Annotated in this window: 21 protein-coding genes and 1 pseudogene; 11 read left to right on the top strand and 11 right to left on the bottom strand. The window is 71.6% G+C overall.

The window, feature by feature from the left end; genetic code table 11:
* The first annotated feature begins 21 nt into the window (after nucleotides 1-21).
* Together ACWDGI_RS22215 and ACWDGI_RS22210 are read left to right on the top strand one after the other, a co-directional pair.
* Nucleotides 22-915 carry a glycosyltransferase family 2 protein gene (locus ACWDGI_RS22215; protein WP_450761530.1) on the top strand — a complete coding sequence of 298 codons (894 nt, stop codon included), beginning with the start codon at nucleotides 22-24 and terminating at the stop codon, nucleotides 913-915.
* Nucleotides 916-1,341: 426 nt separating this feature from the next.
* Nucleotides 1,342-4,935 carry a BTAD domain-containing putative transcriptional regulator gene (locus ACWDGI_RS22210; RefSeq protein ID WP_450761528.1) on the top strand — a complete coding sequence of 1,198 codons (3,594 nt, stop codon included), beginning with the start codon at nucleotides 1,342-1,344 and terminating at the stop codon, nucleotides 4,933-4,935.
* Here the strand turns inward: ACWDGI_RS22210 and ACWDGI_RS22205 are convergent, their stop codons facing one another.
* Entirely contained in the window at nucleotides 4,936-6,624 is a 1,689-nt protein-coding gene (locus ACWDGI_RS22205) for a bifunctional 3'-5' exonuclease/DNA polymerase (RefSeq protein WP_450761526.1), read from the bottom strand.
* Between the two features lie 67 nt (nucleotides 6,625-6,691).
* Complete coding sequence (locus ACWDGI_RS22200; protein ID WP_450761524.1) at nucleotides 6,692-7,483, bottom strand: Clp protease N-terminal domain-containing protein; 792 nt, start codon at nucleotides 7,481-7,483, stop codon at nucleotides 6,692-6,694.
* A gap of 143 nt (nucleotides 7,484-7,626) precedes the next feature.
* On the opposite strand from ACWDGI_RS22200, the gene ACWDGI_RS22195 reads away from it, so the two are divergent.
* Nucleotides 7,627-8,757 (top strand): DUF2786 domain-containing protein, encoded by a 1,131-nt coding sequence (locus tag ACWDGI_RS22195; RefSeq protein WP_450761523.1) that lies wholly within the window; start codon nucleotides 7,627-7,629, stop codon nucleotides 8,755-8,757.
* Nucleotides 8,758-8,920: 163 nt separating this feature from the next.
* On the opposite strand, the gene ACWDGI_RS22190 is transcribed toward ACWDGI_RS22195, so the two are convergent.
* From ACWDGI_RS22190 to rpsN, 3 genes are all read right to left on the bottom strand, one after another.
* Nucleotides 8,921-9,436, bottom strand: coding sequence for a DUF4232 domain-containing protein (locus ACWDGI_RS22190; RefSeq protein ID WP_450761521.1), 516 nt, complete (start codon nucleotides 9,434-9,436; stop codon nucleotides 8,921-8,923).
* Nucleotides 9,437-9,608: 172 nt separating this feature from the next.
* A complete protein-coding gene (locus ACWDGI_RS22185) occupies nucleotides 9,609-10,094 on the bottom strand; it encodes a hypothetical protein (protein WP_450761519.1) in 486 nt (161 codons plus the stop codon).
* Between the two features lie 373 nt (nucleotides 10,095-10,467).
* Entirely contained in the window at nucleotides 10,468-10,773 is a 306-nt protein-coding gene (gene rpsN / locus ACWDGI_RS22180) for a 30S ribosomal protein S14 (RefSeq protein WP_450761517.1), read from the bottom strand.
* Nucleotides 10,774-10,850: 77 nt separating this feature from the next.
* Here rpsN and ACWDGI_RS22175 point away from each other — a divergent pair.
* The 3 genes and pseudogenes from ACWDGI_RS22175 to ACWDGI_RS22165 form a co-directional block, all read left to right on the top strand.
* A pseudogene (locus ACWDGI_RS22175) lies at nucleotides 10,851-11,371 on the top strand (GTP-binding protein); the annotation flags it as partial.
* 7 nt (nucleotides 11,372-11,378) lie between these two features.
* Nucleotides 11,379-11,615, top strand: coding sequence for a 30S ribosomal protein S18 (gene rpsR / locus ACWDGI_RS22170; protein ID WP_450761515.1), 237 nt, complete (start codon nucleotides 11,379-11,381; stop codon nucleotides 11,613-11,615).
* A gap of 441 nt (nucleotides 11,616-12,056) precedes the next feature.
* Complete coding sequence (locus tag ACWDGI_RS22165; RefSeq protein ID WP_362717341.1) at nucleotides 12,057-12,326, top strand: DUF397 domain-containing protein; 270 nt, start codon at nucleotides 12,057-12,059, stop codon at nucleotides 12,324-12,326.
* A gap of 90 nt (nucleotides 12,327-12,416) precedes the next feature.
* Here ACWDGI_RS22165 and ACWDGI_RS22160 read toward each other — a convergent pair whose 3' ends face one another.
* Nucleotides 12,417-12,917 (bottom strand): ATP-binding protein, encoded by a 501-nt coding sequence (locus ACWDGI_RS22160; RefSeq protein ID WP_450761513.1) that lies wholly within the window; start codon nucleotides 12,915-12,917, stop codon nucleotides 12,417-12,419.
* A gap of 333 nt (nucleotides 12,918-13,250) precedes the next feature.
* Here ACWDGI_RS22160 and ACWDGI_RS22155 point away from each other — a divergent pair, with 333 nt between their 5' ends.
* The 3 genes from ACWDGI_RS22155 to ACWDGI_RS22145 all read left to right on the top strand — a co-directional run bounded on the left by ACWDGI_RS22155 (nucleotide 13,251) and on the right by ACWDGI_RS22145 (nucleotide 16,360).
* On the top strand, nucleotides 13,251-14,075 hold the full coding sequence (locus ACWDGI_RS22155) for a helix-turn-helix domain-containing protein (RefSeq protein ID WP_360492424.1): 825 nt from the start codon (nucleotides 13,251-13,253) through the stop codon (nucleotides 14,073-14,075).
* A 167-nt stretch (nucleotides 14,076-14,242) separates the two neighbouring features.
* A complete protein-coding gene (locus ACWDGI_RS22150; protein ID WP_450761511.1) occupies nucleotides 14,243-15,703 on the top strand; it encodes an aldehyde dehydrogenase family protein in 1,461 nt (486 codons plus the stop codon).
* A 117-nt stretch (nucleotides 15,704-15,820) separates the two neighbouring features.
* Entirely contained in the window at nucleotides 15,821-16,360 is a 540-nt protein-coding gene (locus ACWDGI_RS22145; RefSeq protein WP_450761509.1) for a DinB family protein, read from the top strand.
* A gap of 56 nt (nucleotides 16,361-16,416) precedes the next feature.
* Here the strand turns inward: ACWDGI_RS22145 and ACWDGI_RS22140 are convergent, their stop codons facing one another.
* Complete coding sequence (locus ACWDGI_RS22140) at nucleotides 16,417-17,826, bottom strand: glutamate decarboxylase (protein ID WP_450761507.1); 1,410 nt, start codon at nucleotides 17,824-17,826, stop codon at nucleotides 16,417-16,419.
* Between the two features lie 47 nt (nucleotides 17,827-17,873).
* Nucleotides 17,874-19,160: an ion channel protein gene (locus ACWDGI_RS22135; protein WP_450761505.1), complete on the bottom strand. Its 1,287-nt coding sequence runs from the start codon at nucleotides 19,158-19,160 to the stop codon at nucleotides 17,874-17,876.
* Nucleotides 19,161-19,289: 129 nt separating this feature from the next.
* On the opposite strand from ACWDGI_RS22135, the gene ACWDGI_RS22130 reads away from it, so the two are divergent.
* Nucleotides 19,290-20,051, top strand: a complete 762-nt coding sequence (locus ACWDGI_RS22130) for a MerR family transcriptional regulator (protein WP_450761503.1) — start codon at nucleotides 19,290-19,292, stop codon at nucleotides 20,049-20,051.
* 92 nt (nucleotides 20,052-20,143) lie between these two features.
* On the opposite strand, the gene ACWDGI_RS22125 is transcribed toward ACWDGI_RS22130, so the two are convergent.
* The gene (locus tag ACWDGI_RS22125; protein ID WP_450761501.1) at nucleotides 20,144-20,527 is read right to left on the bottom strand and encodes a YbjQ family protein; all 384 of its coding nucleotides are present in this window, start codon (nucleotides 20,525-20,527) and stop codon (nucleotides 20,144-20,146) included.
* Between the two features lie 141 nt (nucleotides 20,528-20,668).
* On the opposite strand from ACWDGI_RS22125, the gene ACWDGI_RS22120 reads away from it, so the two are divergent.
* On the top strand, nucleotides 20,669-21,703 hold the full coding sequence (locus ACWDGI_RS22120; RefSeq protein WP_450761988.1) for a DedA family protein: 1,035 nt from the start codon (nucleotides 20,669-20,671) through the stop codon (nucleotides 21,701-21,703).
* A 104-nt stretch (nucleotides 21,704-21,807) separates the two neighbouring features.
* On the opposite strand, the gene ACWDGI_RS22115 is transcribed toward ACWDGI_RS22120, so the two are convergent.
* Nucleotides 21,808-23,463, bottom strand: coding sequence for a threonine/serine ThrE exporter family protein (locus ACWDGI_RS22115; protein WP_450761499.1), 1,656 nt, complete (start codon nucleotides 23,461-23,463; stop codon nucleotides 21,808-21,810).
* Between the two features lie 173 nt (nucleotides 23,464-23,636).
* The gene (locus tag ACWDGI_RS22110; protein ID WP_020941402.1) at nucleotides 23,637-24,128 is read right to left on the bottom strand and encodes an inorganic diphosphatase; all 492 of its coding nucleotides are present in this window, start codon (nucleotides 24,126-24,128) and stop codon (nucleotides 23,637-23,639) included.
* Nucleotides 24,129-24,170: the final 42 nt, after the last annotated feature.

Here is a 24,170-nt window from a genome sequence, read left to right as displayed (position 1 = left end):
TCGGCCGGATGGGGTGAGGACATGGCGCAGCCGAGGCTCGCGGTTGCCGTGGTGACCATGGGGAACCGGCCCGACGAAGTCGACGCCCTGCTCAGGTCCGTCGCCAAGCAGGACCTCACCCCCGACCGCATCGTGATCGTCGGCAACGGCTGCCGACTCCCCGAGTTCGCCCGCCGCCTCGACCTGCCCGGCGAGGTCACCACCATCGAGGTCGAGGACAACCTCGGCTGCCCCGGCGGCCGCAACATCGCCCTCGCCCGGCTGCGCGCGTACGGCGACGTGGACGTCGTCGTCGAACTGGACGACGACGGGGTGCTCGTCGACGTCGAGGTGTTCCGGCAGGTCCGGGATCTGTTCGCCACCGACCCCCGCCTCGGCATCGTCGGCTTCCGCATCGCGGACGAACAGGGCGAGACCCAGCAGCGGCACGTGCCCCGCGTCGGCAACGCCGACCCGATGCGCGGGGGTTACGTCACCGGGTTCCTCGGCGGCGGCCATGCCCTGCGCATGACGATGCTCACGGAGACCGGCGACTGGCCCGCCGAGTTCTTCTTCGCGCACGAGGAGACCGACCTGGCCTGGCGGGCCGCCGACGCCGGCTGGAAGATCCTCTACGCGCCCGAGCTGCTCCTCCAGCACCCCCGGACCTCGCCGGCCCGGCATGCCGTCTACTTCCGGGTGACCGCCCGCAACCGGGTCTGGCTGACCCGGCGTCGGCTGCCCATGCCGCTGATCCCGGTGCACCTGGCCGTGTGGACGCTGATCACCCTCCTGCGGACCCGTTCGACCGGCGGGCTGCGGGCCTGGTTCGGGGGCTTCGTGGAGGGGATGCGCGAACCTGCCGGTGAGCGCCAGCCGATGCGCTGGCGCACGGTCTGGCGGCTCACCCGGCTGGGTCGCCCGCCCGTCATCTGAGCCCGTCATCTGAGCCCATCATCTGAGCCCGGCGACCGTGCCGGAAACAGGACGAGGATCCCGGTCGTTCACCTCCGCCGACCGGGACCCTCTCGCGTCCCCGGATCCAGGCCTGCGGCGACACTCCCCCGAGTTGCGCGTTGTACACGCGCGCCGTCGGGCCCGATCCGATGCGAAGATCACATCAGGGCTCGCCAACGGATCGCTAACATATGGCCAGCGGTTCTCCCGGAGGTGGCCGACCGGTTGGCGTGAAGGCGTCGTACGACTCCGGGAACAGGCCGGAAGCCCTGCGGATTCCGGCTCCGACGGCACGGAGAAGGTGGCGGGAACTCGTCCTCGACGGGATCGAATTCCGCCAGGAGCCAGGTACCGGCGGGCATCCCCGCCATGCAGCGCGGTCGGCCATGACCGTACGGGAAGGCGATGGGCGGAGTGATGCGGCGGGACGAGCTGCGGTTCGGACTGCTGGGAGCTCCGGTGCTTTATCTCCCCGGCGGCGACGTCCGGCCCATCGGCAGCCCCAAGGTGCGCGCGCTGCTCGCCGCGCTGCTCCTGGAGGCCGGGCGAATCGTCTCCGTCGACTCGGTCAAGGACGCGCTGTGGGGCGGGGCGCCCCCGGTGTCCGCACAGGCCTCGCTGCACAACCACGTCACCCGGCTGCGCCGGCTCCTCGACGACCCGGAGCGGCTGCGCGCGGTACCGCCCGGTTATCTGCTGCGCGTCGACGACGGCGAGCTGGACGTCGAGGTGTTCGACACGCGGGTGGCGCAGGCGCGCGCGGCGCACGGGCGCGGAGAGTGGGCGCCGGTGCTGAGCGCGTGCGCCGAGGCGCTCGCGCTCTGGCGCGGCAGCCCGCTCGGCGGACTCCCCGCCGAGTTCGGCGGCTACGCCTTCGTGCAGCGCCTGGAGGAGGCACGGCTGCTCCTGCTGGAGTGGCGTTACGACGCGGAGCTCGCCCTCGGCGGGCCGCGACTGGGCGGTGTCGTGCCGGAGTTGGCGGCGCTGGTCGCGCAGTACCCGTTCCGTGAGGCCTACCACCGCCAGCTGATGCTCGCCCTGCACCGCACCGGCCGCCGGGCCGAGGCCCTCGCCGTCCACCGCGACCTGCGCCACCGCCTGATCGAGGAACTCGGCGTCGAGCCGGGAGCGGCGGTACGCGAGACCCATGTCCAGGTGCTGCGGGGGAGCGGCGGGTCCGGGGAGACCGGCGGCGGGTCATACGCGGGCGTGCAGGGCAGCGGTGTGGCCGATGCGGGGGTGCCGGGCAGCTGGGTAGCCGACGCGGACGTGCAGGGCAGCGGTGTGGCCGACCTGGGTGTGCAGGGCGGCGGCGTGACCGATGCGGGCGTGCAGGGCCGCGGAGTAAGCGACCTGGGTGTGCAGGGCAGCGGTGTGGGCGATGCGGGGGCGCAGGGCCGCGGAGTAAGCGACCCGGGCGTGCAGGGCAGCGGGGTAGCCGAGAGGGGTGGGCCGGACGCGCGGGGGGCGGGCGAGGGTGTGCCGGACGCGGGCACGGCACGCGAGGGGGTGCCGGACGCGGGCACGGCGCGCGAGCGGGTGCGTGAGGGTGGTGAGGCGGGTGCGGGGGCGTCCTGGCCGGTCGCGGAGTTCCCCGCGTCCCTGGCAGGCGGGTCGGCGGACCGTCGGCCGACAGGCCCCGCGTCCCTGGCAGGCGGGTCGGCGGACCGTCGGCCGACAGGCCCCGCGTCCCTGGCAGGCGGATCGGTGGACCGTCGGCCGACGGGCGCCGCGTCCCTGACAGGCGGGTCGGCGGACCGTCGGCCGACGGGCGAGGGCGCTGACGCCGGAGCGGGGTGCGACCCGGATGAGGAGCGGCCCGCCGGTCCCGGTTCTACGCGCGGCGACTCCCCGGCGCCCCGGCCCGCCCAACTTCCCGCGCCCCCGGCCTACTTCACCGGACGCACCGCCGTCCGTGACGAGCTGGGCGGTGCCCTCGCCGCCGCGGCCGGTCCGGCCGTCGCCGTCGTCAGCGGTATGGCCGGTGTCGGCAAGAGCGCGCTCGCGCTGCATGTCGCCCATCACCTGCGGGAACGTTTCCCTGACGGCCAGCTCTACGTCAACCTGCACGGCGCCACCCCGGGCGTACCCCCGCTCGCCCCCGCCCAAGCGCTCGCCGCCCTGTTGCGGGACCTCGGTGCCGACCCCCGGCACATCCCTGAACACCCGGACGCGGCAGCCGCGTTGCTGCGCTCCCTGCTCGCGCCTACCCGCACCCTGCTGCTCTTCGACGACGCCGCGAACGCCGCCCAGGTGCGACCGCTGCTCCCCGGCGGCCCCGGCTGCGCGGTGATCGTCACCAGCCGTTCGCCCCTCACCGCGCTCGACGGCGCCCGCCGGTTTCCGCTCGGGCCGCTGACCGGCGAGGACAGCGCCGCCCTGCTGCGCACGGTCAGCGGGCGGCCGGAGATCGACGCCGGTCACCCGCTCGTCGGTCTCACCGGCCGGCTGCCGCTCGCCCTGCGGGTGGTGGCCGCCCGGCTGGCCGCGCGCCGCGCCCTCACCCCCGAGGTGCTGGCCGGTCAGCTCGCCGCCACCGAGGGCAGGTTGCAGCACCTCGAGTACGACGACCTGAGCGTCCGGCGCTCCCTCGCCGTCGCCCACGACGCCCTCGCCGCCTCCGACCGGGCACCCGACCGCGACGCCGCCCTCGCCCTGCGCCATATCGGCGCCCTCGACCTGCCCACCTACGGCGCCCTGCTGATCGCCCGTCTCACCGGCCTCGACGCGCGCCGCGCCGAGGCCGCCCTGGACCGGCTGGTCGAGGTGGCGCTCCTGGAGGAGACCGCCTACGGCCGCTACACCCCGCACGACCTGGTGCGGGACTTCGCTCGGGAACTGGCCGAGGGAACCGACCGCACCGAGGCCGCACTCACCGCCCTGCGCTGGTTCGCCGCCGTCGCCGAACTCGCCCTCGTCGCCATCCTCGAACCCGGCCTCGAACAGGGCGACCGCCGCCGGCCCACCGCCGCCCAGCCCGCCGAACACCAGCCGTACACGGCCGCCTTGGCCCCCTTCGAGTGCGCCGAGCACGCCTTCGCCTGGGGCGATGTGGAGCTGGAGAACATCGTCGCCCTGGTGGAGCGGTACGCCGACACGGCCGATCCGCGCATCAGCGCCTACCTCTCCACGCTGGTCCGGCTGCTCTTCCCCTATGTCCTGCGCGGCGGCCGGGTCGCCGAGATGGAGGTGCTCGGCACGGCCGGGCTGGCCGCCGCCCGGCGTCTGGACGACGAGGCCGCCGAGGCCTACGCCCTGGGCGACCTCGCCGGGCTGCACTTCCTGACCGGCCGCCAGCGGGAGGCCCTCGCCCTGACCGACCGGGCCCTCGTCATCTGGCGGCGGCTGGACGTGGTGTCCTGGATCCGGCGCTGCCTGAACAACCGGGGGCTGCTCCTCGAGGGGCTCGGACGGTACGACGAGTCGGGCGAGGCGCTGCGGCAGAGCCTTAAGTACTCCCGGCAGCTCAACGACCCCTACGGCGAGGCCGTCACCCACAGCCACCTCGGCAACCTCTACGAGCACACCGACCCCCGCGCCGCCATCGAGCAGCACCGGCGCTCGCTGGCGATCGGGGACGCGATCGGCGCCGTCATCGTGCAGCACTCGGCGCACTGCAACATCGGCTACGCCCATCTCTCCCTGGGCGAACCGGCGGCCGCCGCCCCGCACTTCGAGGAGAGTCTGCACATCCTCGGCCACCACGGCGACTGGCACGGCGAGTCCCAGACCCGGCTCGGTCTGGTCCGTGCCCTGCGCGGCCTCGGCCACACCGACCGCGCCCACCACGAGTGCGTCGAACTCCTGCACCGCGCCGACGCCCGCGCCGACCGCTACAGCGGCGGTCTGGCCCGCCACCAGCTCGGTCTCCTCCTGCGAGAGCAGGGGCGCACGAGCGAGGCGCAAGACGTCTGGCGCGCCGCCCTGGCAGCCCTGGACGGCACCGACGAGCCCGAGGTCCTCGTGGAGTTGCGCGAGCTGCTGTCGGCCGCCGACTGATCACTTCGCGTCGGCATAGCACTCCACCACCGCAGTCGTGAACGGAAAGCGGACCGGCGTCTCCCCGAACGTCAGCCGTCCCGCCAGGTCGGCCGCCTCCCGGATCGCCGCCACGACCGCCCCGGTCTCCTCCTCGGGACAGTGCACGATCACCTCGTCGTGCTGGAAGAAGACCAGCTCGGCCGCCAGGTCCGCGCAGGTCCGGCGCAGCGCCGCGAGCATCAGCAGAGCCCAGTCGGCGGCGCTGCCCTGAACGACGAAGTTGCGCGCGAAGCGGCCTCTGGCACGGGAGTTGGTGGACGCGTAGCCCGGCACCCAGCCGTCGGCCGTCTGCTCCTCCGCTTCCTGCTGGGGCATGCCCGCCTCCTCCGCGCCGTCGCCCGCACCGGCCGCCGGCGGACAGGTCCGGCCCAGCCAGGTCCGCACCAGCCGGCCCTCCTCGCCGGCCCGTGCCGCGTCGTCGACATAGGCCACCGCCTTGGGGAAACGGCGTCTGAGCGCGGCCAGGTTCTTCAGGCCGTCACCGGAGGTCTGGCCGTAGACCGCGCCCAGGACGGCGAGCTTGGCCTGTCCGCGGTCGCCGGAGAAGGCGCGGTCGGAGACGGACTGGTAGAGGTCGGTCTCCCGCCCGGCCACCTCCATCAGCCCGGGGTCCCGGGAGATCGCCGCGAGGACCCGCGGCTCCATCTGGTCGGCGTCGGCGACGACCAGCCGCCAGCCGGGGTCGGCGACCGCGGCCCGCCGGATCACCTTGGGGATCTGCAGCGCGCCCCCGCCGTTCGTCACCCAGCGCCCGGTGACCGTGCCGCCCGCGTGGAACTCGGGCCGGAACCGGCCGTCGCGCACCCAGTCCTGGAGCCAGGTCCAGCCGTGCGCCACCCAGATCCGGTACAGCTTCTTGTATTCGAGGAGCGGCTTCACCGCCGGGTGGTCGATGCCGGAGAGCTCCCAGCGGCGGGTGGACTTCACCTTGATCCCGGCCTGGGCGAAGGCCTTGATCACATCAGCCGGCAGATCCGGGCGGACCCGCCTGCCGAACGCGGCCGACACCTCGTCCGCCAGCTCGGCCAGCCGGCGGGGTTCGCCGCCACCCGCGTACCGCTCGCCGAGCAGTTCGCGCAGCATCTCGCGGTGCACCTCGGCGCTCCAGGGCAGGCCCGCGCGGTTCATCTCGGCGGCGATCAGCATCCCCGCGGACTCCGCGGCCGTCAGCAGCCGCATCCGGTCCGGGCGCTCGGCCCGGTCGTGCCGGCGCTGCTGCTCGGCGTAGACCGCGAGGAGTTCGTCGAGCGTCAGGCGGGCGGTGCCCTGCGGCTCGAACAGCGGGGACTGCGCGCCCGGTTCGGCCGAGCGCTGCGGTGGATCGGGTGGTACGGGGCCGCCGCGGAGGCGGGCCAGGGCGGCGGCGGCCGAGTGCGGCTCACCGGACCGTCCCTCGTGGCCCAGCAGGAGTGTCTCGGCGTCCTCGATGTCGTAGCACCGCTCTACTCGCACCCCCGTGGCGAGCAGACGCGGGTAGACCTCGGCGGTCGACCGCCACACCCAGCGCGTGACCTCCGGGCGGCCCCTGACCGCCCCGGCGAGATCGGACTCCCGCCGCACCGGACCGGCGGGCAGCCCGTCCGGGCCGAGGGGGGCGACATCCACGCCACCGTCCTCGGCCGGAGCGAGAGCCCACCGGTCGGTCATGCTGCGAGTGTGGCACCTGGCACTGACAACGGCCCTGACCTGGGAATTCAGCGTCTCGAGGGACTTCTCAGCCCGCCTCGCCCTCCTTCGGCCCGTCCTCCGCCTCCGCCGCCGCGCCGGCGGCCTCCGCCGCCGCGTTCTTCTGTTCCAGCAGCAGCCCCAGCACCTTGTGCATGTACTCCTCGGACGCGGGCTTGGTGATGCCCAGTCCGCTGAGGACGCCGTCGCCGTTCTCGTGTTCCAGGAGGGCCAGCAGGAGGTGTTCGGTGCCGATGTAGTTGTGGCCGAGGCGCAGGGCCTCGCGGAAGGTGAGCTCGAGGGCCTTCTTGGCCTCCGGGCCGTAGGGGATGAGGTCCGGGACGTTCTCGGCGGCCGGCGGGAGCGCGGCCGTCGCCGCCTGGCGCACGGTGTCCAGCAGGACGCCCTGCGCGACGATCGCCCTCGCCGCGATGCCGTCCGGCTCGGACAGGAGGCCGAGGACCAGGTGCTCGGGTCGGCCCTCGGGGTTGCGTGCCGCGATCGCCTCGTTGTGGGCGGCCATGACCACGTTCTTCGCCCGTGGCGTGTAGCGGCTGAAGCCCTGGCTGGGGTCGAGGTCGGCCGACTCCTTGGGCACGAAGCGCTTCTGGGCCGCCTGCCGGGTCACGCCCATGCTCTTGCCGATCTCGGTCCAGGACGCGCCCGAGCGCCGGGCCTGGTCGACGAAGTGGCCGATCAGATGGTCGGCCACGTCGCCCAGGTGGTCGGCGGCGATCACCGCGTCCTGGAGCTGGTCGAGGGGTTCGGGGTGAACCGTCTTGATCGCCGCGATGAGGTCGTCGAGGCGTACGGATGCCGTGATGTTCGGGTTGGTCGCCATGTGTCAACCGTAGGTTGACAGTGCAGGAGTGTCAACCCTCGGTTGACATCACGGTTCCATCGTGACGGCCGGGCGCCGGACAGTTGTCCACAGGGTGTGGACGGCCGCCGACCGCTGTCCGTGGCACATGGCACGATCGACGTGTGACCAGCAGTGAACCCAGCACCGTCGACCGAGCCTTCCAGACCGCCCTGTACGACGGCACCGACTCCGGCCTCGACACGGGCGCGTCCCTTCTCGCGGCCGATTCCGGCGCGGACGCGGAACTCGCGCGCCGCGGCCGGGAGTTCGTCGCCGCGGCCTGGCGGCGCGGCTGGCAGCCCGCCGACGTCGTACGACTGGTGCGGCGCGAGCTGGACGACCCACACGTCCGGCTCGCCGCCGGGCTGATACGGGCCCAGGCGCCGGACGACCGGTCGCGCGGCCCCCGTTGGCGGGCACAGCTGGACGCGCTGCCGGACGGCCACGCGCGCGCGGGCGACCGTTTCTCGCAGGCCACCGCCGTCCTGGAGCTGTACCGGCTGCTGCTGCGGCTGCCCTCCCTGGAGCCCCTCGACGAGTCCGGACCCCGCGCGGACGCGCACCGGCCGGAGTCCCGCATGCTCACCCGGATCCGCGCGCTGCTCGCCAAGGCCGAGGCGACCGGCTATCCCGAGGAGGCGGAGGCGCTCAGCGCCAAGGCCCAGGAGCTGATGGCCCGGCACAGCGTCGACGAGGCGCTGCTCGCCGTTGGGGCGCCCGCGCCGGATGCGCCCGGAGCCTGCCGGATCGGGGTCGAGCCGCCGTACGAGCAGGCCAAGGCGGTGCTGCTGGATGCGGTCGCCACGGCCAACCACTGCCGGGCGGTGTGGAACGAGCCGCTGGCGTTCTCCACGGTCGTCGGCTTCGAGGCGGACCTGGAGGCGGTCGAGCTGCTCTACACCTCGTTGCTGGTGCAGGCCACGCACGCGATGACGAAGGCGGAGGCGGCGCAGCGGGCGGGCGGCCGCAAGCGGACGAAGACCTTCCGTCAGTCCTTCCTGGCGGCGTACGCCCACCGGGTCGGCGACCGGCTGGCGGCCGCCGCGCGGGCGGCCGTCACCGGGACCGAGGCGCCCCAGGACCTGCTCCCGGTCCTGGCCACCAGGGAGATGGCCGTGACCGATCACATGGAGCGGATGTTCCCGGAGACCACCACGACCCGGCTGCGCGGGGTGACCGACGAGGCGGGCTGGACGGAGGGCACGAGAGCGGCGGACCGGGCCCAGGTCCACTCCCGCTCCCCCCTGCCCTAGCCGGACGGGCGGCCCGGACCGACGGGCGGCTCGGACCGACGCGGGGCCTGGGCCGACCGCGCGGCCCGGGCCAAGGCGTAGACCCGAGTCGGCGTGCGGTCCGGACTGCCGTACGACCCGGACCGGCCAAGCGCGGCCAAGCTCGGCCCGGCCGCCCCGGAATTCAGTCTCCCGCCTGCTGGAACGCCCCCACCGTCGCGTTCGGCTTGTCCGCGGAACCCTTGCCCGCCACCGGCCCGTACTTCCACGGGAAGCTCTGCGTCGCGTCGCTCCCCGGCAGGGACACCGTCATCGACGTGGCCGCGAGGCCCGCCTGGTCGCCGTCCTTGGCGCGCACATAACTGATCGAGAACGTGGCGGAGTCGCCCTTGGCGAGCTTGAGCTTGTCGGCCTTCGCGCCCGACAGGGCGGACACCGTCGCCGACGTGCCACCCGCCTTGAGCTTGACGCCGGGAAAGCCGTCCAGTGTGCAGGGTGCGCTCTGGTTCGTGAGGCTCACCGGTACCTCGCCGGTGTCGCCCGCGGCCGGCGCGACGCTCGCGGAGCCGACCTGGACGGAGACCTTGCCCACCTCGCAGGCCGAGCTGTTCTTGCCGCTGGTGCCGGCGTTGCCGTTGTCGCAGGCGGTCAGGGCGAGGGCGGCGGCGAGGGCCGTGACGGTGAGCGGAATGGCGCGCATGAGCAGATCCCCATCGAGGTCGTGGCGGTGTCCCAGCATCATCACGCCCCCGCCCGGGTCCCGCGCGCCCGCCCCTGCCCCTGACCGCTTCACGACGCACTCGGGCCGATCGGCGCGGACCGGTGAAAGTACGTCTAGGTCACCGAATACGCGCCTATTGCCCCTATTTCTCCTACTGTCCGAGGCCCGCCGTCGGCAGCCCCGACGGCAACTTGCCGCCCTCGGCCCTGGTATAGGTCTCCTCGCCGGTTTTTCCGGACCAGGTGACCTTCATGCCGCTCTTGCTGACCGAGTCGACCATTCCGGTGACCCGGTCCTTGCTGCCGCCCGTACAGGTGAGGTGGATCATCCGCATCCCGGCCTCCTCGCCGGCGGTTCCGCTGCACACCGACCCGCCGGTCTCGAAGAGCCCGGCGCTCTTGCCGGTGACCACAAGGGCGACGATCTTGCCACTGCTCGTGGTGATCCAGCTGCCCTGCAGCGCGTCGGAGGAGGCCGTGGTGCCGTCCGATCCTGACGTGGCGGTCGCGGCCGCGGACGAGGTGCCGGGCGAGGTGGCCGAGGAGTCACCGCCGGAACTGCCGGAGCCGCCGCTGCTGCACGCGGCCAGCGCGAGCGCGCCCACCAGCCCCGCCGCGGCGGCGGCCGCGATCCGCATGGCGGGTCGCGCGCCCGGCCACCCGGCCGACGCACCACCCGCCACGACCGAAGTCGTCCCCGTGCGCACCGAAGTCGCAGCCGTCCCCGCCTGCGCCGAAGCCGAAGCCGCGGCGGGCCCCGCGTGCGCCGAAGCCGCGGCGGGCCCCGCGTGCGCCGCAGCCGCAGCCGCAGCCGCGGCCGGCCCCGCGTGCGCCGAAGCCGCAGCCGCAGTCACAGCCGAAGCCGTCCCCGCGTGCGCCGAAGTCGCGGCCCCAGCCGTCTCCGCGTGCGTCGTAGTCGTACTCGCCTTAGCCGTGGTCACCGCAACGCTCCCAAGCTCTAGGGGGGTCGGCCGCCAGGCCGCCCGAACGACAGCGGCAAGCTACCAGGACTCACCAGGAGGACTTGCGGACGCCAGGCAGGTATCCGCTGTGAGCCTGCCCCCGCAGATTCACGCGGGACAGGCCGAACGCGCGGAAGTAGCCGCGTGGCCGGCCGTCCATCTGATCGCGGTTGCGTACGCGCGTGGCGCTCGCGTCACGCGGCTGCCCGCGCAGCTCACGCTGGGCGGCGAGCCGCTCGGCCTCCGTGCCGGCCGGTCGCCGGACGATCTCCTTCAGTTCGGCCCGGCGGGCCGCGTGACGGGCGACGGTCGTCCGCCGCCGCTCGTTCTTCGCGATCTTGCTCTTCTTCGCCATATCGGTGCCTCGTCCCCGTCAGACCTTCACGCCCCGCGCGCGGATGCGCGCCACGGCCGCCGTCACGCCGATCGCGTCGACCGTCCCTCGCCGGTTTCGACGTGGAGGCGGCCGCCGCCCAGCATCCGGCCTGCGCCCTGCTGCCCGCCGAGGCCGACGGCCACGGTGTCAGCACGCTGGTCCGGCACCGCAGGCGGCCCTTCCACCCCGAGCGGCTGTACGCGGCCCTGGAGGACCTGACCTGCGCGGCCGCCCGCAGCCGGGGAGGTTCTGGCTCGCCGACAGGCCCGACGTGCTGTTGCATTGGGACGCGGCGGGCGGCGCCCTCTGCGTGGAGGGCGACGGGCCGTGGCTCGCCTCTCTCCCGGACGCGGCCTGGGAACTGCTCCCGCCGGTGCGCCGGGCCGCCGCCGCGCTGGACTGGCACCCGGAGTACGGCGACTGCTGCCAGCACCTGGTCTTCACGTCACCGGGCCTGGACCGCGACGGGCTCGAACGGCTGCTGGAGTCCTGCCTGTTGACCGATGCCGAGTACGCCGGCGGGCGCGCCGCCCGGAAACGGCTGCCGCCCGACTTCGACACCCTCCTGGAGGTCTGACCCCGCCATGCCCCGCACGACCGACCGCAAGCCGGTGCAGAACCGGCCGAACCCGCTGGACCAGGCGGGCGTGACGTACATCGACTACAAGGACACCGACCTGCTGCGGAAGTTCGTCTCCGACCGGGGCAGGATCCGCGGCCGCCGCGTCACCCGGGTCTCCGCCCAGCAGCAGCGACTGCCGGCCCGGGCGATCAAGAACGCGCGCGAGATGGCGCTGCTGCCGTACGGAGCCACTCGCTAGGACGCCCCGCCGGGAACGAGCCGGGAACGAGCCCGGAACGGGCGGGAACGGACCGGGTCCACGCGGGCCGGTTCCTTCCGTATCCGCCCGTAAAGCCTTCCGGCCGGTCTCGCTCACCGGACCATCACATGGAGGCTGGAACACGAGGGCCGCGGTACGCGTCTCTTCCTAGTACATGAGGGGTTCGATCTCGACGGCCGGGCGTGGATGACGGCGTGCACGATCATGGACGGGGGCCGGTGGCCGCATGTCTGGGCAGCTCCGGGGCAGACGCTGGAACGGCTTGGGTAAAGCGGTCGTCAAAGCTGTAACCGCAGGAACACCCCCCGTGCACGTGCATCTGCTCATGCATCTGCACGTGAACAGGGTTATGATCCGGGTCAGTTGACCACTGCATCAATGGCCACATCAGCCAGTTAGTGCACCACCGGGGAGCGACCTGTGGACCTCGACGTTGACAGCGTGTACGGGGGGTTTGACGTGTACAACGGCATGGCTGCGACGCAGCTGGACGGAGTGGCCTGGCAGAAGAGCAGGCACAGCAACTCGCAGGGTTCCTGCGTCGAGTTCGCGCGGTTGCCGGGCGGCGACGTGGCGGTCCGCAACTCGCGCTTCCCGGACGGGCCGGCGCTCGTCTACACGCGGGCGGAGATCGAGGCGATGCTCCTCGGCGTCAAGGACGGGGAGTTCGATCACCTGATAGTGAGCTGACGCCGGGCGCATCAGGAGGAACCCGGCGCATTCGCCGAGGGATGCGCGGTGACGCGCGTAGAAACCCGGCGTCCGAAGGCGCCGGGTTTCCTATTCGGCGGACTGGAGCCGGAACAGGGCCCACACCACCTTGCCGCTGAGGGTGCCCGCCAGCGGGTGCCAGCCCCAGCTGTCGCTGAAGGAGTCGACCAGGAACAGCCCGCGGCCCGACTCCGCCGAGAAGTCGTCGGAGTCCCTGGGGGCGGGGGTGTCGTGGCTCGGGTCGCGCACCGCGCACACCAGCCGCTCGGTCCACCGCATCAGGTGCAGCCGGACGGCCGGGGCCTGCGGTGCGACGGAGCGCTCGGACTCACCGGGCACCGCGTGCCGCAGGGCGTTGGTGACGAGTTCCGAGACGACGAGACAGATGTCGTCGAAGCGCTCGCCGACGTCCCACTGGTCCAGCGTTCTCCGGGTGAACTGCCGGGACTCGCGCACGGCTTCGTAGCGGGCCGGCAGGGCGCAGGAGGCGGCGTTGGACACGGCCGCGGGATCAAGCGGCGGAAGGCCCTGCCGTAATGGCTTGAGCATGGTCGATCCATTCGTCCCCATGCGAGGCACTCCCGGGAATTCGCGGTCGTTGCGATGCAGCGGTGGCGCGGGACCATGGTTTCGGATGCGCACAGCAGATGCAAGGGCAGATGCACGTGCACGCGACCGAATTGGACCCTCCCGTACCGCTTGTTGGCCATTTTTTCCGCCAACTTGCAGCCGTTGGCTCACTACCTGCTTGCAACTTCCTGTGCTTAAACTTTGGCCGCTTTCCGTTTCCGTAACCGGACGAGTACTGCTCGAAGTGTTTTAGTGGCAGACTGCGGGCCCTGAAGACGGTTGGGGAGGCTGGCGAACGTGAGCGCGGGAGAGCCCGGATCGGTGGTGCGGCGAATGCTGCTCGGCTCGCAACTCAGGCGGCTGCGTGAGGCCCGGGGCATCACCCGCGAGGCCGCGGGGTACTCGATCCGCGCGTCCGAATCCAAGATCAGCCGCATGGAGCTCGGCCGGGTGAGCTTCAAGACGAGGGACGTGGAAGACCTGCTGACGTTGTACGGCATCACCGACGAGGCCGAGCGCGAACAGCTCGTCTCCCTCGCCCGGGAGGCCAACGTGGCGGGGTGGTGGCACAGCTACTCGGACGTCCTGCCGAGCTGGTTCCCCACCTATGTCGGCCTCGAGGGCGCGGCGCATCTGATCCGCGCGTACGAGGTGCAGTTCGTGCACGGCCTCCTGCAGACCGAGGAGTACGCGCGCGCCGTGGTGCGGCGCGGCATGAAGGGGGCCAGCGAGGAGGATGTCGAGCGCCGGGTCACCCTGCGCATGGAGCGGCAGAAGTATCTGGTGGCCGAAAACGCCCCCGACTTCCACATCGTCCTCGACGAGGCCGCCCTGCGCCGGCCCTACGGCAGCCGCGAGGTGATGCGCGGTCAGCTGCAGCATCTCGTCGAGATCTCCGAGCGGTCCAACGTGCGGCTGCAGATCATGCCGTTCAGCTTCGGCGGCCACTCCGGCGAGGGCGGCTCCTTCACGGTCCTGAGCTTCCCGGAGTCCGACCTGTCCGACGTGGTCTACCTGGAGCAGCTCACCAGCGCCCTCTACCTCGACAAGCGTGAGGACGTCGCCCAGTACGAGCAGGCGCTGAAGGAGCTCCAGCAGGACAGCCCCGGACCGGACGAGAGCCGGGACCTGCTGCGCGGGCTGCTCCAGCTGTCGTAGATATATCGGTGCACCGGGGGATTACCCTCGACCCTGCCGGTAGATCACCGAACTGATGTCCCAACTCCCCTGTCACGCAAGTACGATGACGCGTGATCAGACCGTGATGTGGATGTGGATCGGGTGTCTGCATCGACTGCCGACGCAGCAGGGGATCGAGGGATCACATGTCGTCCTATTTCACCGACCTGGCCCAGCAGTACATCGACGGTGAGTGGCGCCCGGGGACCGGTTCCTGGGACATCATCGACTTCAACCCGTACGACGGCGAGAAGCTGGCGTCGATCACCATAGCCGCGGTCGAGGAGATAGATCAGGCCTACCGGGCCGCCGCGCGCGCCCAGAAGCAGTGGGCCGCCACCAATCCCTATGCCCGCCGCGCCGTCTTCGAGAAGGCCCTGCGCCTCATCGAGGAGCGCGAGGCCGAGATCACCGAGGCGATCATCGCCGAGCTCGGCGGCACGCACCTGAAGGCCGGCTTCGAACTGCACCTCGCCAAGGAGTTCCTGCGCGAGTCGATCCAGTGGTCGCTGCGCCCCGAGGGCAGGATCCTGCCCTCCCCGGTGGACGGCAAGGAGAACCGCGTCTACCGCGTGCCGGTCGGTGTGGTGGGCGTGATCAGCCCCTTCAACTTCCCCTTCCTGCTGTCGATCAAGTCGGTCGCGCCGGCGCTCGCGCTCGGCAACGCCGTGGTCCTCAAGCCGCACCAGAACACCCCGATCGTCGGCGGCACCCTGGTGGCGAAGCTCTTCGAGGACGCGGGCCTGCCGGGCGGCCTGCTCAACGTCGTCGTCACCGACATCGCGGAGATCGGCGACGCCTTCATCGAGCACCCCGTCCCGAAGGTCATCTCCTTCACCGGTTCCGACAAGGTCGGCCGGCACGTGGCCACCGTCTGCGCCTCGCTCTTCAAGCGCTCGGTGCTCGAACTGGGCGGCAACAGCGCGATCGTGGTCCTCGACGACGCCGACATCGACTACGCGGTCGACGCGGCGGTCTTCAGCCGCTACGTCCACCAGGGCCAGGTCTGCATGGCCGCCAACCGCGTGCTCGTCGACCGGTCGATCGCCGACGAGTTCACCGAGAAGTTCGTCGCCAAGGTGAAGACCCTCAGGGCCGGTGACCCGCAGGACCCCCGGACCGTCATCGGCCCGCTGATCAACTCCCAGCAGGCGGAGTCGGTCTCGGCCACGGTCGAGCAGGCCATCGCCGAGGGCGCCACGGCCCTGGTGCACGGCACGACCACCGACAACCTGGTCGAGCCCTCGGTCCTCACCGGCGTCCCGGCCGAGTCCGAACTGCTCCGCCAGGAGGTCTTCGGCCCGGTCGCCTTCCTCATCCCCTTCGACGGCGAGGAGGAGGCCGTACGCATCGTCAACGACACCCCGTACGGCCTCAGCGGCGCCGTCCACACCGGTGACATCGAGCGGGGCGTCTCCTTCGCCAAGCAGATCGACACCGGCATGTTTCACGTCAACGACGGCACGGTCCACGACGAGCCGGTCGTCCCCTTCGGCGGCGAGAAGCACTCCGGCCTCGGCCGCCTGAACGGCGAGACCACGGTGGACTCCTTCACCACCCTGAAGTGGATCTCGGTCCAGCACGGCCGGAGCGGCTTCCCGTTCTGAGATCCGTGTTCTGGGATCCGTCCGGCCGCGGCGGGCCCTTTAGGACTCGATCTGTCCTAAAGGGCCCGTAGCTTCGTCGGTGTCAGGGCAACACGATCCGAGGAAAGGCTGCCGGTCATGGTCACTCACGTTTCCGCCGAAGAACAGGGCGACGAGCGCGGAGCACTGCTCTCCTTCATCGAGGAACAGCGCGGTGGCATCCGCCGGGCACTGCTCGGTCTGACCGACGAGCAGGCGGCGAGCAGGCCGAGCGCGAGCGAGCTGACCCTGGCGGGCCTGCTCAAGCACGTCGCCGAGGTCGAGCAGAGCTGGATCGCCCGCGCCAAGCAGGAGCCGCCCGCGATCCGGCGCGACCAGTCGAACTGGCACGAGACCTTCCAGCTGGTCGGCGACGAGACGGTGGCCTCGCAGCTCGCCCACTGGGAGCAGGTCGCCGCCGAGACGGAGAAGTTCGTCCGCTCCGTGCCCAGCCTCGACGACACCTTCCCGCTCCCGCCGGACCCCTGGTTCCCGCCGGAGGGCCGGGTCTCCATGCGCTGGCTCTGCCTCCACCTGATCCGCGAGACCGCCCGCCACGCGGGCCACGCCGACATCATCCGCGAGTCCCTGGACGGGAAGACGGCCTTCGAGCTGGTGGCCCTGGAACAGGCCTCCTAGCCGTTCTGGGCAGCTCCCAGCCGCTTTGGGCCGCTCCTGGCCGCTCCGGGCCGCTTCTAGTGGTGGAAGCTGGTGGCCGCGTCCTTGTCCCTGGTCGACGGATGCGGCTGCCGGCGCAGTTCGGGCAGTAGCCGGGTCAGGTCCTCCAGGAACAGCTCGGCCAGGTCCTCGGAGAAGCCGTTGCGGCACACCACCCGCAGCACGGACAGGTCCTCCCGGTTCGCCGGGAAGGTGTACGCCGGCACCAGCCAGCCGCTCTCCCGCAGCCGCCGGGAGACGTCGAAGACGTCGTACGACGTCACGTGGTCGGCGGTGGTGAAGGCGAACACGGGCAGCTCGTCGCCCCGGGTGAGGAGCCGGAAGTCGCCGAGCGCCTCGATCCGCTGGGCGAGCCCGGTGGCCACGTCCCGGGAGGCCTGCTGCACCGCGCGGTAGCCGTCCCGGCCGAGGCGCAGGAACGTGTAGTACTGCGCGACCACCTGGGCGCCGGGGCGGGAGAAGTTGAGGGCGAAGGTGGGCATGTCGCCGCCCAGGTAGTTGACCCGGAAGACCAGTTCCTCGGGCAGCGCCTGCTTGTCGCGCCACAGCGCCCAGCCGACGCCCGGGTAGACCAGCCCGTACTTGTGCCCGGAGGTGTTGATCGACGCCACCCGTGGCAGACGGAAGTCCCACACCAGGTCCTCGTCCAGGAAGGGCGCGATCATCGCGCCGGACGCGCCGTCGACATGGACCGGGATGTCGAGGCCGGTGCGCTCCTGGAGGGCGTCCAGGGCGGCACAGAGGTCGGCGATCGGCTCGTACGACCCGTCGAAGGTGGAGCCGAGGATGCCCACCACCCCGATGGTGTTCTCGTCGCACAGCTCGGCGGCGGCCTGCGGGTCCAGGTGGTAGCGGTCCCCGTCCATGGGCACGAACCGGGCCTCCACCTCCCAGAAGTTGCAGAACTTCTCCCAGCAGACCTGGACGTTGATGCCCATGATCAGGTTCGGCCGGGCGGCGCCCGGATAGCGGTCGGCGTTGCGCTGCGCCCAGCGGCGCTTCATCGCCATTCCGGCCAGCATGCAGGCCTCGCTGGAGCCCGTCGTCGAACATCCGATGATGCCGGCCGGATCCGGCGCGTTCCACAGGTCGGCGAGCATCGCCACACAGCGCTGCTCCAGCTCGGCGGTGCGCGGGTACTCGTCCTTGTCGATCATGTTCTTGTCGTCGCACTCCGCCATCAGGACACCGGCCTGCGGTTCCATCCAGGTGGTGACGAACGTGGCCAGATTCAGCCGGGCGTTGCCGTCCAGCATCAGCTCGTCGTGAACCAGCTGGTAGGCGGTCGAGGGCGGCAGCGGGCCGTCCGGCAGCCGGTGCGTGGGAGGCGCCTCGGCCATGCCGGCGACCGGGTTCGCCTCACCGAAGAACGGGTTGACGGACATGGAGCGCTCGCGGTGCTTCCCGGATCCTTTGTGGAGCGGCATGACAGGTGCCTCCTAGAGCAGTTTCACAAGGTTCGGCTTCAGAGAGTTCAGCGCAGGGCCGTGCCGTCCGCCCGCAGTTGCATCTTCGGCCGTCCGGTCACCAGCAGCCAGGCGGGCAGCGACGCGATGCACAGCAGGGCGAGGATCGTCGGCGAGGCCACGAGTACGGAGGCCGTGAACAGGCTCACCCAGCCCTGCCTGGTGATCGCCAACAGCATGCCCAGCACGCCTGCCGCCACGCCCACCGAGGGCTGGACGGCGGGCACCAGGGCGTGGGCGCACAGCCCGAGGGCCGCGCCGATGAAAACCGACGGAAAGATCCGGCCACCGCGGAAACCGCAGGCGGCGGCCACCAGCAGCGCGGCCAGCTTGACGACCGTCATCACCGCGTACTGTCCCGCCGACCAGCCCGCCGGGTTCTTGGCCAGTTCCGCGACCTCGGCCAGCCCCTTGAAGAGCGTCAGATGGCCGCCCAGCGCGCCCAGCAGGCCGAGGACCAGACCGCCGGCAGGCAGGGCCACCATCGGGTGTCCGAGGCGCCGGAAGGCCCCGTGGACGTACGGCAGGGCGTAGACGGCGAGCATGCCGAGCAGCGCGGCCACGGGAGCGATCACCAGAGCCGCCGGCAGGTCCGGCCAGCGCAGCCTGCCGACCGCGGGCAGCCCGAGGTCCAGGGCCGGACGGGCCACCAGGGCGGTCGTCATCGCACCCGCGCCCGCCGCCATCAGCGGCCCGAAGAGGTTGTCCCACAGCGCCCCCTTCAGCGGCTTCCCGGCCAGCGCCTCGGAGATCACCAGGGCCGCCGCCACCGGCGTACCGAACAGCGCGCCCAGGGTCGCCGCGTCGGCCAGCGCGGGCCACAGCGAGCCCGGCATCCGGGGCATCGCGAGGCGCCCCAGCCACAACGCCAGCCCCACGTTCACGGCGATGATCGGGTTCTCGGGACCGAGGCTCGGGCCGCCGGCCAGCATCAGCACGGTCGCCAGCAGCAGACCCGGCAGAACGACGGGCGGCAGCGCCACCGCCTCCAGGCCCAGGGTGGCCGGATCGGGCCCCGCGTGCCCGGGCACCTTCCACACCACCAGCCCGACGGCCACGCCGGTCGCGGTCAGCATCACCAGCATCCACAGCACCGAGTAGCGGCCGATGCCGAGCGCGTCCGGCAGGTTGTTCCAGAGCACGTGCTGCAACCGCTCCGCCAGCGAGCTCACCACCAGGTACAGCAGGCTGCTGCCGACCCCGACGACCAGGGCGGGCACGATCAGCGGCAGCAGGGCACGCGCGGGGGCCGAGGGCGGGGTGGGGAGCGCCTGCCGCGCGGTGTCCTGGGCCACGGCCCCACCATAAGCGGGCAAAACAGACACAACATCCCGGAGGAATCGGACGTCGGGAGGCTCCGGACCCAGCCGACTTGCACCTCACGTGACGTGAGGACCCAAGGTGGAGCCCGGAAAGGAGCGGAAGTGAGCTACTCCGTAGGACAGGTCGCCCGATTCGCCGGCGTCACCGTGCGCACCCTGCACCACTACGACGAGATCGGCCTGCTGGTCCCGGGCGAGCGCAGCCCCGCCGGGCACCGGCGGTACGGCGACGCCGACCTGGACCGGCTGCAGCGGATCCTGTTCTACCGGGAGCTCGGCTTCCCGCTCGACGAGGTCGCGGCGCTGCTCGACGACCCGGACGCGGACCCGCGCGCGCATCTGCGCCGCCGGCACGAACTGCTGACCGCCCGGATCGAGAAGCTGCGGAAGATGGCCGCGGCCGTGGAACACGCCATGGAGGCACGCAGGATGGGCATCAATCTCACCCCCGAGGAACGCTTCGAGGTCTTCGGCGACAAGGACCCCGAGCAGTACGCCGAGGAGGCCGAGCAGCGCTGGGGCGGCACCGACGCCTACGCCGAGTCGCAGCGCCGGGCCGCCCGCTACACGAAGGCCGACTGGCAGCGCATGAAGGCCGAGGTCGACGACTGGGGTGAGCGTTACGCCGCCCTGGTGAACGAGGCCGAGCCGCCGACCGGCGCACGGGCCATGGACATGGCCGAGGAACACCGGCGGCACATCTCGGCCTGGTTCTACGACTGCCCGTACGAGATGCACCGCTGCCTCGCCGGGATGTACGTGTCCGACGACCGCTTCAGGGCGTTCTACGACTCGATGGCCCCGGGCATGGCCGAGCACCTGAAGGCGGCGATCGAGGCGAACGCGGCACGGCACACGCCGTGACCCGGCGTCCGGCCGGGCCTCGTCGGGTCAGGCCCTGTCGGGCCGAGCCTCGTCGGGCCGGGTCGTGCCCTGTCGAGCCGGGCCTCGTCGGGTCAGGCCCTGTCGGGCTGGTCGAGTTTCTCGACGATGACGGCCGTGCCGTACGCGCACACCTCGGTGCCCGCGTCCGCCGCCTCCGTCACGTCGAACCGGAAGGCCAGCACGGCGTTGGCGCCACGCGCGCGTGCCTGCTCCACCAGCCGCTCCATGGCCTGGGTGCGGGTCTGGACGAGCGTTTTCGTCAGCCCCTTCAGCTCACCGCCGATCATCGACTTCAGACCTGCGCCGATCTGACTGCCCAGGTGCCGGGAGCGCACGGTCAGTCCGAAGACCTCGCCGATGACCTCCCGCACCCGGTACCCGGGAACGTCGTTCGTGGTGACCACCAGCACATCGGGACGGGGTCCCTGACCGCCGCCGTATTCTTCGATACCCATGTCCACAGCCATTCCCCAGGGCAGGCACAGTGCATCCAGGTTCCACCGGTGGAACCTGGGGTGGACACATTGCGTTGATAGTTTTGTGCGGCCGCACAAGGAACCCGCTGTGCCTTCACCCCACAGGAGCCCGGAACCGTGATGACGCTCGCCCTCGGCCCGAGCTGGCTGGATCCGAACAACCTTCTCGACTCGTTCGGCATCTGGGGTCTGCTCCTGGTGGTCTTCGCCGAGTCCGGCCTGCTGATCGGTTTCTTCCTGCCGGGTGACTCCCTCCTGTTCACCTGCGGCCTGCTGATCACCTCGAACCAGCTGGACTTCCCCCTGTGGGGTGCCATCGCCCTGATCTGCGCCGCCGCGATCCTCGGCGACCAGGCGGGCTACATGTTCGGCAAGAAGGTCGGCCCGACGCTCTTCAACCGCCCGAACTCCCGCCTCTTCAAGCAGGAGAACGTCGCCAAGGCGCACGAGTTCTTCGAGAAGCACGGCCCGAAGTCCCTGATCCTGGCCCGCTTCGTGCCGGTGATCCGCACGTTCACGCCGATCATCGCCGGCGTCAGCGGCATGGCCTACCGCTCCTTCCTGGTGTTCAACGTCATCGGCGGTGTCCTCTGGGGCGCCGGTGTCACCCTGCTCGGCTCCTGGCTCGGCAAGATCGACGTCGTCAAGAACAACATCGAGGCGATCCTGATCCTGATCGTCCTCGTCTCGGTGATCCCGATCGCCATCGAGTTCCTGCGTGCCCGATCGAAGAGCAAGAAGGCGACGCCGGCGGAGCAGCCGCTCCAGCAGCACCCCGCCCCGCCGATGACGGACGACGCGACGACCCAGCTCCGCAGGATCGAGCCGGCGTACACCCCGCAGCAGCCGCAGCCCCAGCAGCAGTACGGCCAGCCGCAGCCCCAGCAGCAGTACGGCCACCCGCAGCCCCAGCAGCAGTACGGCCACCCGCAGCCGCAGCAGCAGTACGGCCAGCCCCACCAGCAGTACGGTCAGCAGCAGCCGCAGTACAGCCAGCCGCAGCAGCAGCAGTACGGCCAGCCGCAGCCCCAGCCTCAGTACGGCCAGCAGCAGCCGTACTACGACCAGAACGGCTACGACCAGAACGGCTACGGCCAGAACGGCTACGGCCAGCAGGACAACCCGTACGGTGAGGACCACTACCGCGCGCCGTAAGCGCGACACCCTGCTTTTGGGGGCGCGGGGAACTGCGCGATCAACCCCCACGACCTGCGGTCGCGCACGGACCGATGTTCCCCCTGGGCGGCCCCTTCAGGCGCTCAGAACCCCCGCGTCCGCTTCGCGGCCCTGCGCTTGCCGGCGGAACCCACCCGCAGCCCCAGCCGCGAGATCTCCGACCCCAGGTTGACCCCGATGGCGATGGCCATGGCGAGCGACGCCGCCTTGGCCAGCGACACCAGCCCCTTGTCGACCTCGTTCTGCGCCATCGACAGCAGCCCGAAGTAGGTCGCCGACCCCGGCAGCAGGGGCCCGATCGCCGCGGTCGTGTACGGCAGCGCGGAAGCGAACCGGTACCGCGACAGCAGCTGCCCGAACAGCCCCACAAGCCCGGCCGCCGCGGCCGTGGAGGCGACCGGCGAGATCCCGCCGGCGTAGTGCATCGCGCCGTAGACGCACCAGGCCACACCGCCGTTGAGGGTCACGGCCAGCACGGTGGACCGTTCCTGCTGCAGCAGCACGGCGAAGGTCAGCGACAGCACCATCGACGCGGCGATCTGCAGCAGCGGCCGCTCGGAGCCGATCAGCGCCGCGTCGGGGTTGAGCCGGCCGCCCAGCTTCACGCCGAAGTACAGGACCGTCAGCACCCCGATGACGATGCCGACGAAGAAGTACATGACCTCCAGCAGCCGCGCGGAGGCGGTGATGTAGAAGCCGGTGAGCCCGTCCTGGACGCCCGCGACCAGCGCCCGCCCGGGCAGCAGCGCGAAGAGTCCACCGGTGACGACGGCGGAGGCCGCGACGTCGACGTGGGCGAGCGAGAAGGCCACTCCGATCGCGGCCGGCGGCATCGCGGCGATCATGAACTGGTAGAACTCGGGCAGCCCGCGCCCCGCGCACAGCCACGCCAGCCGGTCGCCGAGCATCGCGCCGATCGCGGCCGCCACGAACACCAGGAAGTCACCGCCGACGAGCACCGAGGCGGCCCCGGCGAGCAGCCCGCTCGCGCCGGTCAGCGCCCAGCCGGGGTACGGGTGCCGGTTGCGGCGGATCTCCGCGAGCCGCCGGTAGGCCTCCTCCAGGGAGACATGGGTCTCGGGGTCGGTGAGGTCGTCCACGAGCCGGAAGACGGCGGACAGCCGCGTGTAGTCGGTCCCGCGCCGCCGCACCGTCCGGGACGCCGTCACCGGGTCGTCGACCAGCGAGGGCTGGTACGAGATCGCCAGCAGCGTGAAGGTGACGCCCGGCTCGCAGCGGTCGAGTCCGTACGACCGGCAGACCGCGAACATCGCGGCCTCCACGTCCTCCGCGCCCTCCCCACCGGCCAGCAGCAACTCCCCGATACGCAGCGTCAGGTCGAGCACGCGCGGGACGGCGGGGCCGCCCTCCTCGGCCTTCTGCACCTGCTCCGGCGCCGGCCGCTCGGCCACCGGCATGCGCAGCATGGTGCGCATCCGGTCCTGCCAGGGCGCGTCCTTGACGAGACTGACCGTGGGGAAGCCGGAAGCGGGCGTGAAGGCGGCCGGGGCGTCGTAGGCGCTGTAGGTGCTCGGCATGGTGAACGCCGAGCCCTCCGGCTCGCCGGCCGTCGGCTGCGGCGTCGCCAGCCCCTTCGGCACCACGAACTCGGACGTGGTCTCGGGCTCGACGCCGGCCTCGGGAACCGCGATGCCCGCCGGAAGGGCGAACTCGGACGTGATCTCCGGGTCGTACCGCGCCTCGTCCGACCGGGGCTTGCGGTCCTCCTCCTCCGTCACCGTCGTAACGCTCCCTGAACGACAATTTCACGTACGCCTCAGTATGCGCATGACCACTCAGCGGCCACCAAAAACCGGCCCGCGCGGGGCGGTGGAGATCCGGCGAACATCCGGCGGACACGAAAAACGGGCCCCACGCGTGCGTGCGGCCCGTCTCCCGTGCGCGGACTGGCTCAGTGGCCGCCCGTCTCCTTGAAGCGCTTGTACGACCGCTCGATCTCCAACTCGGCGTCGGTGCGGCCCACCCAGTTGGCGCCCTCGACGGACTTGCCGGGCTCCAGGTCCTTGTAGACCTCGAAGAAGTGCTGGATCTCCAGGCGGTCGAACTCCGACACGTGGTGGATGTCGCGCAGGTGCTCCACGCGCGGGTCGGTGGCCGGGACGCACAGCAGCTTGTCGTCGCCGCCCGCCTCGTCCGTCATCCGGAACATGCCGATCGCGCGGCACTTGATGAGGCAGCCCGGGAACGTCGGCTCGTCAAGAATGACCAGCGCGTCCAGCGGGTCGCCGTCCTCGCCGAGGGTGTTCTCGACGAATCCGTAGTCGGTCGGGTAGGCGGTCGAGGTGAAGAGACGACGGTCCAGGCGGATCCGACCGGTCTCGTGGTCCACCTCGTACTTGTTCCGCGAACCCTTCGGGATCTCGATCGTGACGTCGAACTCCACCGGTGGCTCCTCCATGATCAACACATAGTTCTGGTGGTTAAG

The sequence above is a fragment of the Streptomyces sp. NPDC001220 genome (assembly GCF_053597895.1).
Note: the sequence above shows the minus strand (reverse complement) of the source record. Positions and strands in the feature narration are given on the sequence as shown.

Coding starts and splice junctions, on each gene's coding strand:
- ACWDGI_RS22145 (WP_450761509.1), top strand. CDS start 15,821: ATGGTCACTCACGTTTCCGCCGAAGAACAGGGCGACGAGCGCGGAGCA.
- ACWDGI_RS22190 (WP_450761521.1), bottom strand. CDS start 9,436: ATGCGCGCCATTCCGCTCACCGTCACGGCCCTCGCCGCCGCCCTCGCC.
- ACWDGI_RS22140 (WP_450761507.1), bottom strand. CDS start 17,826: ATGCCGCTCCACAAAGGATCCGGGAAGCACCGCGAGCGCTCCATGTCC.
- ACWDGI_RS22160 (WP_450761513.1), bottom strand. CDS start 12,917: ATGGGGACGAATGGATCGACCATGCTCAAGCCATTACGGCAGGGCCTT.
- ACWDGI_RS22155 (WP_360492424.1), top strand. CDS start 13,251: ATGCTGCTCGGCTCGCAACTCAGGCGGCTGCGTGAGGCCCGGGGCATC.
- ACWDGI_RS22205 (WP_450761526.1), bottom strand. CDS start 6,624: ATGACCGACCGGTGGGCTCTCGCTCCGGCCGAGGACGGTGGCGTGGAT.
- ACWDGI_RS22200 (WP_450761524.1), bottom strand. CDS start 7,483: ATGGCGACCAACCCGAACATCACGGCATCCGTACGCCTCGACGACCTC.
- ACWDGI_RS22215 (WP_450761530.1), top strand. CDS start 22: ATGGCGCAGCCGAGGCTCGCGGTTGCCGTGGTGACCATGGGGAACCGG.
- ACWDGI_RS22125 (WP_450761501.1), bottom strand. CDS start 20,527: ATGGGTATCGAAGAATACGGCGGCGGTCAGGGACCCCGTCCCGATGTG.
- ACWDGI_RS22185 (WP_450761519.1), bottom strand. CDS start 10,094: ATGCGGATCGCGGCCGCCGCCGCGGCGGGGCTGGTGGGCGCGCTCGCG.
- ACWDGI_RS22210 (WP_450761528.1), top strand. CDS start 1,342: ATGGGCGGAGTGATGCGGCGGGACGAGCTGCGGTTCGGACTGCTGGGA.
- ACWDGI_RS22120 (WP_450761988.1), top strand. CDS start 20,669: ATGACGCTCGCCCTCGGCCCGAGCTGGCTGGATCCGAACAACCTTCTC.
- rpsN (WP_450761517.1), bottom strand. CDS start 10,773: ATGGCGAAGAAGAGCAAGATCGCGAAGAACGAGCGGCGGCGGACGACC.
- ACWDGI_RS22150 (WP_450761511.1), top strand. CDS start 14,243: ATGTCGTCCTATTTCACCGACCTGGCCCAGCAGTACATCGACGGTGAG.
- rpsR (WP_450761515.1), top strand. CDS start 11,379: ATGCCCCGCACGACCGACCGCAAGCCGGTGCAGAACCGGCCGAACCCG.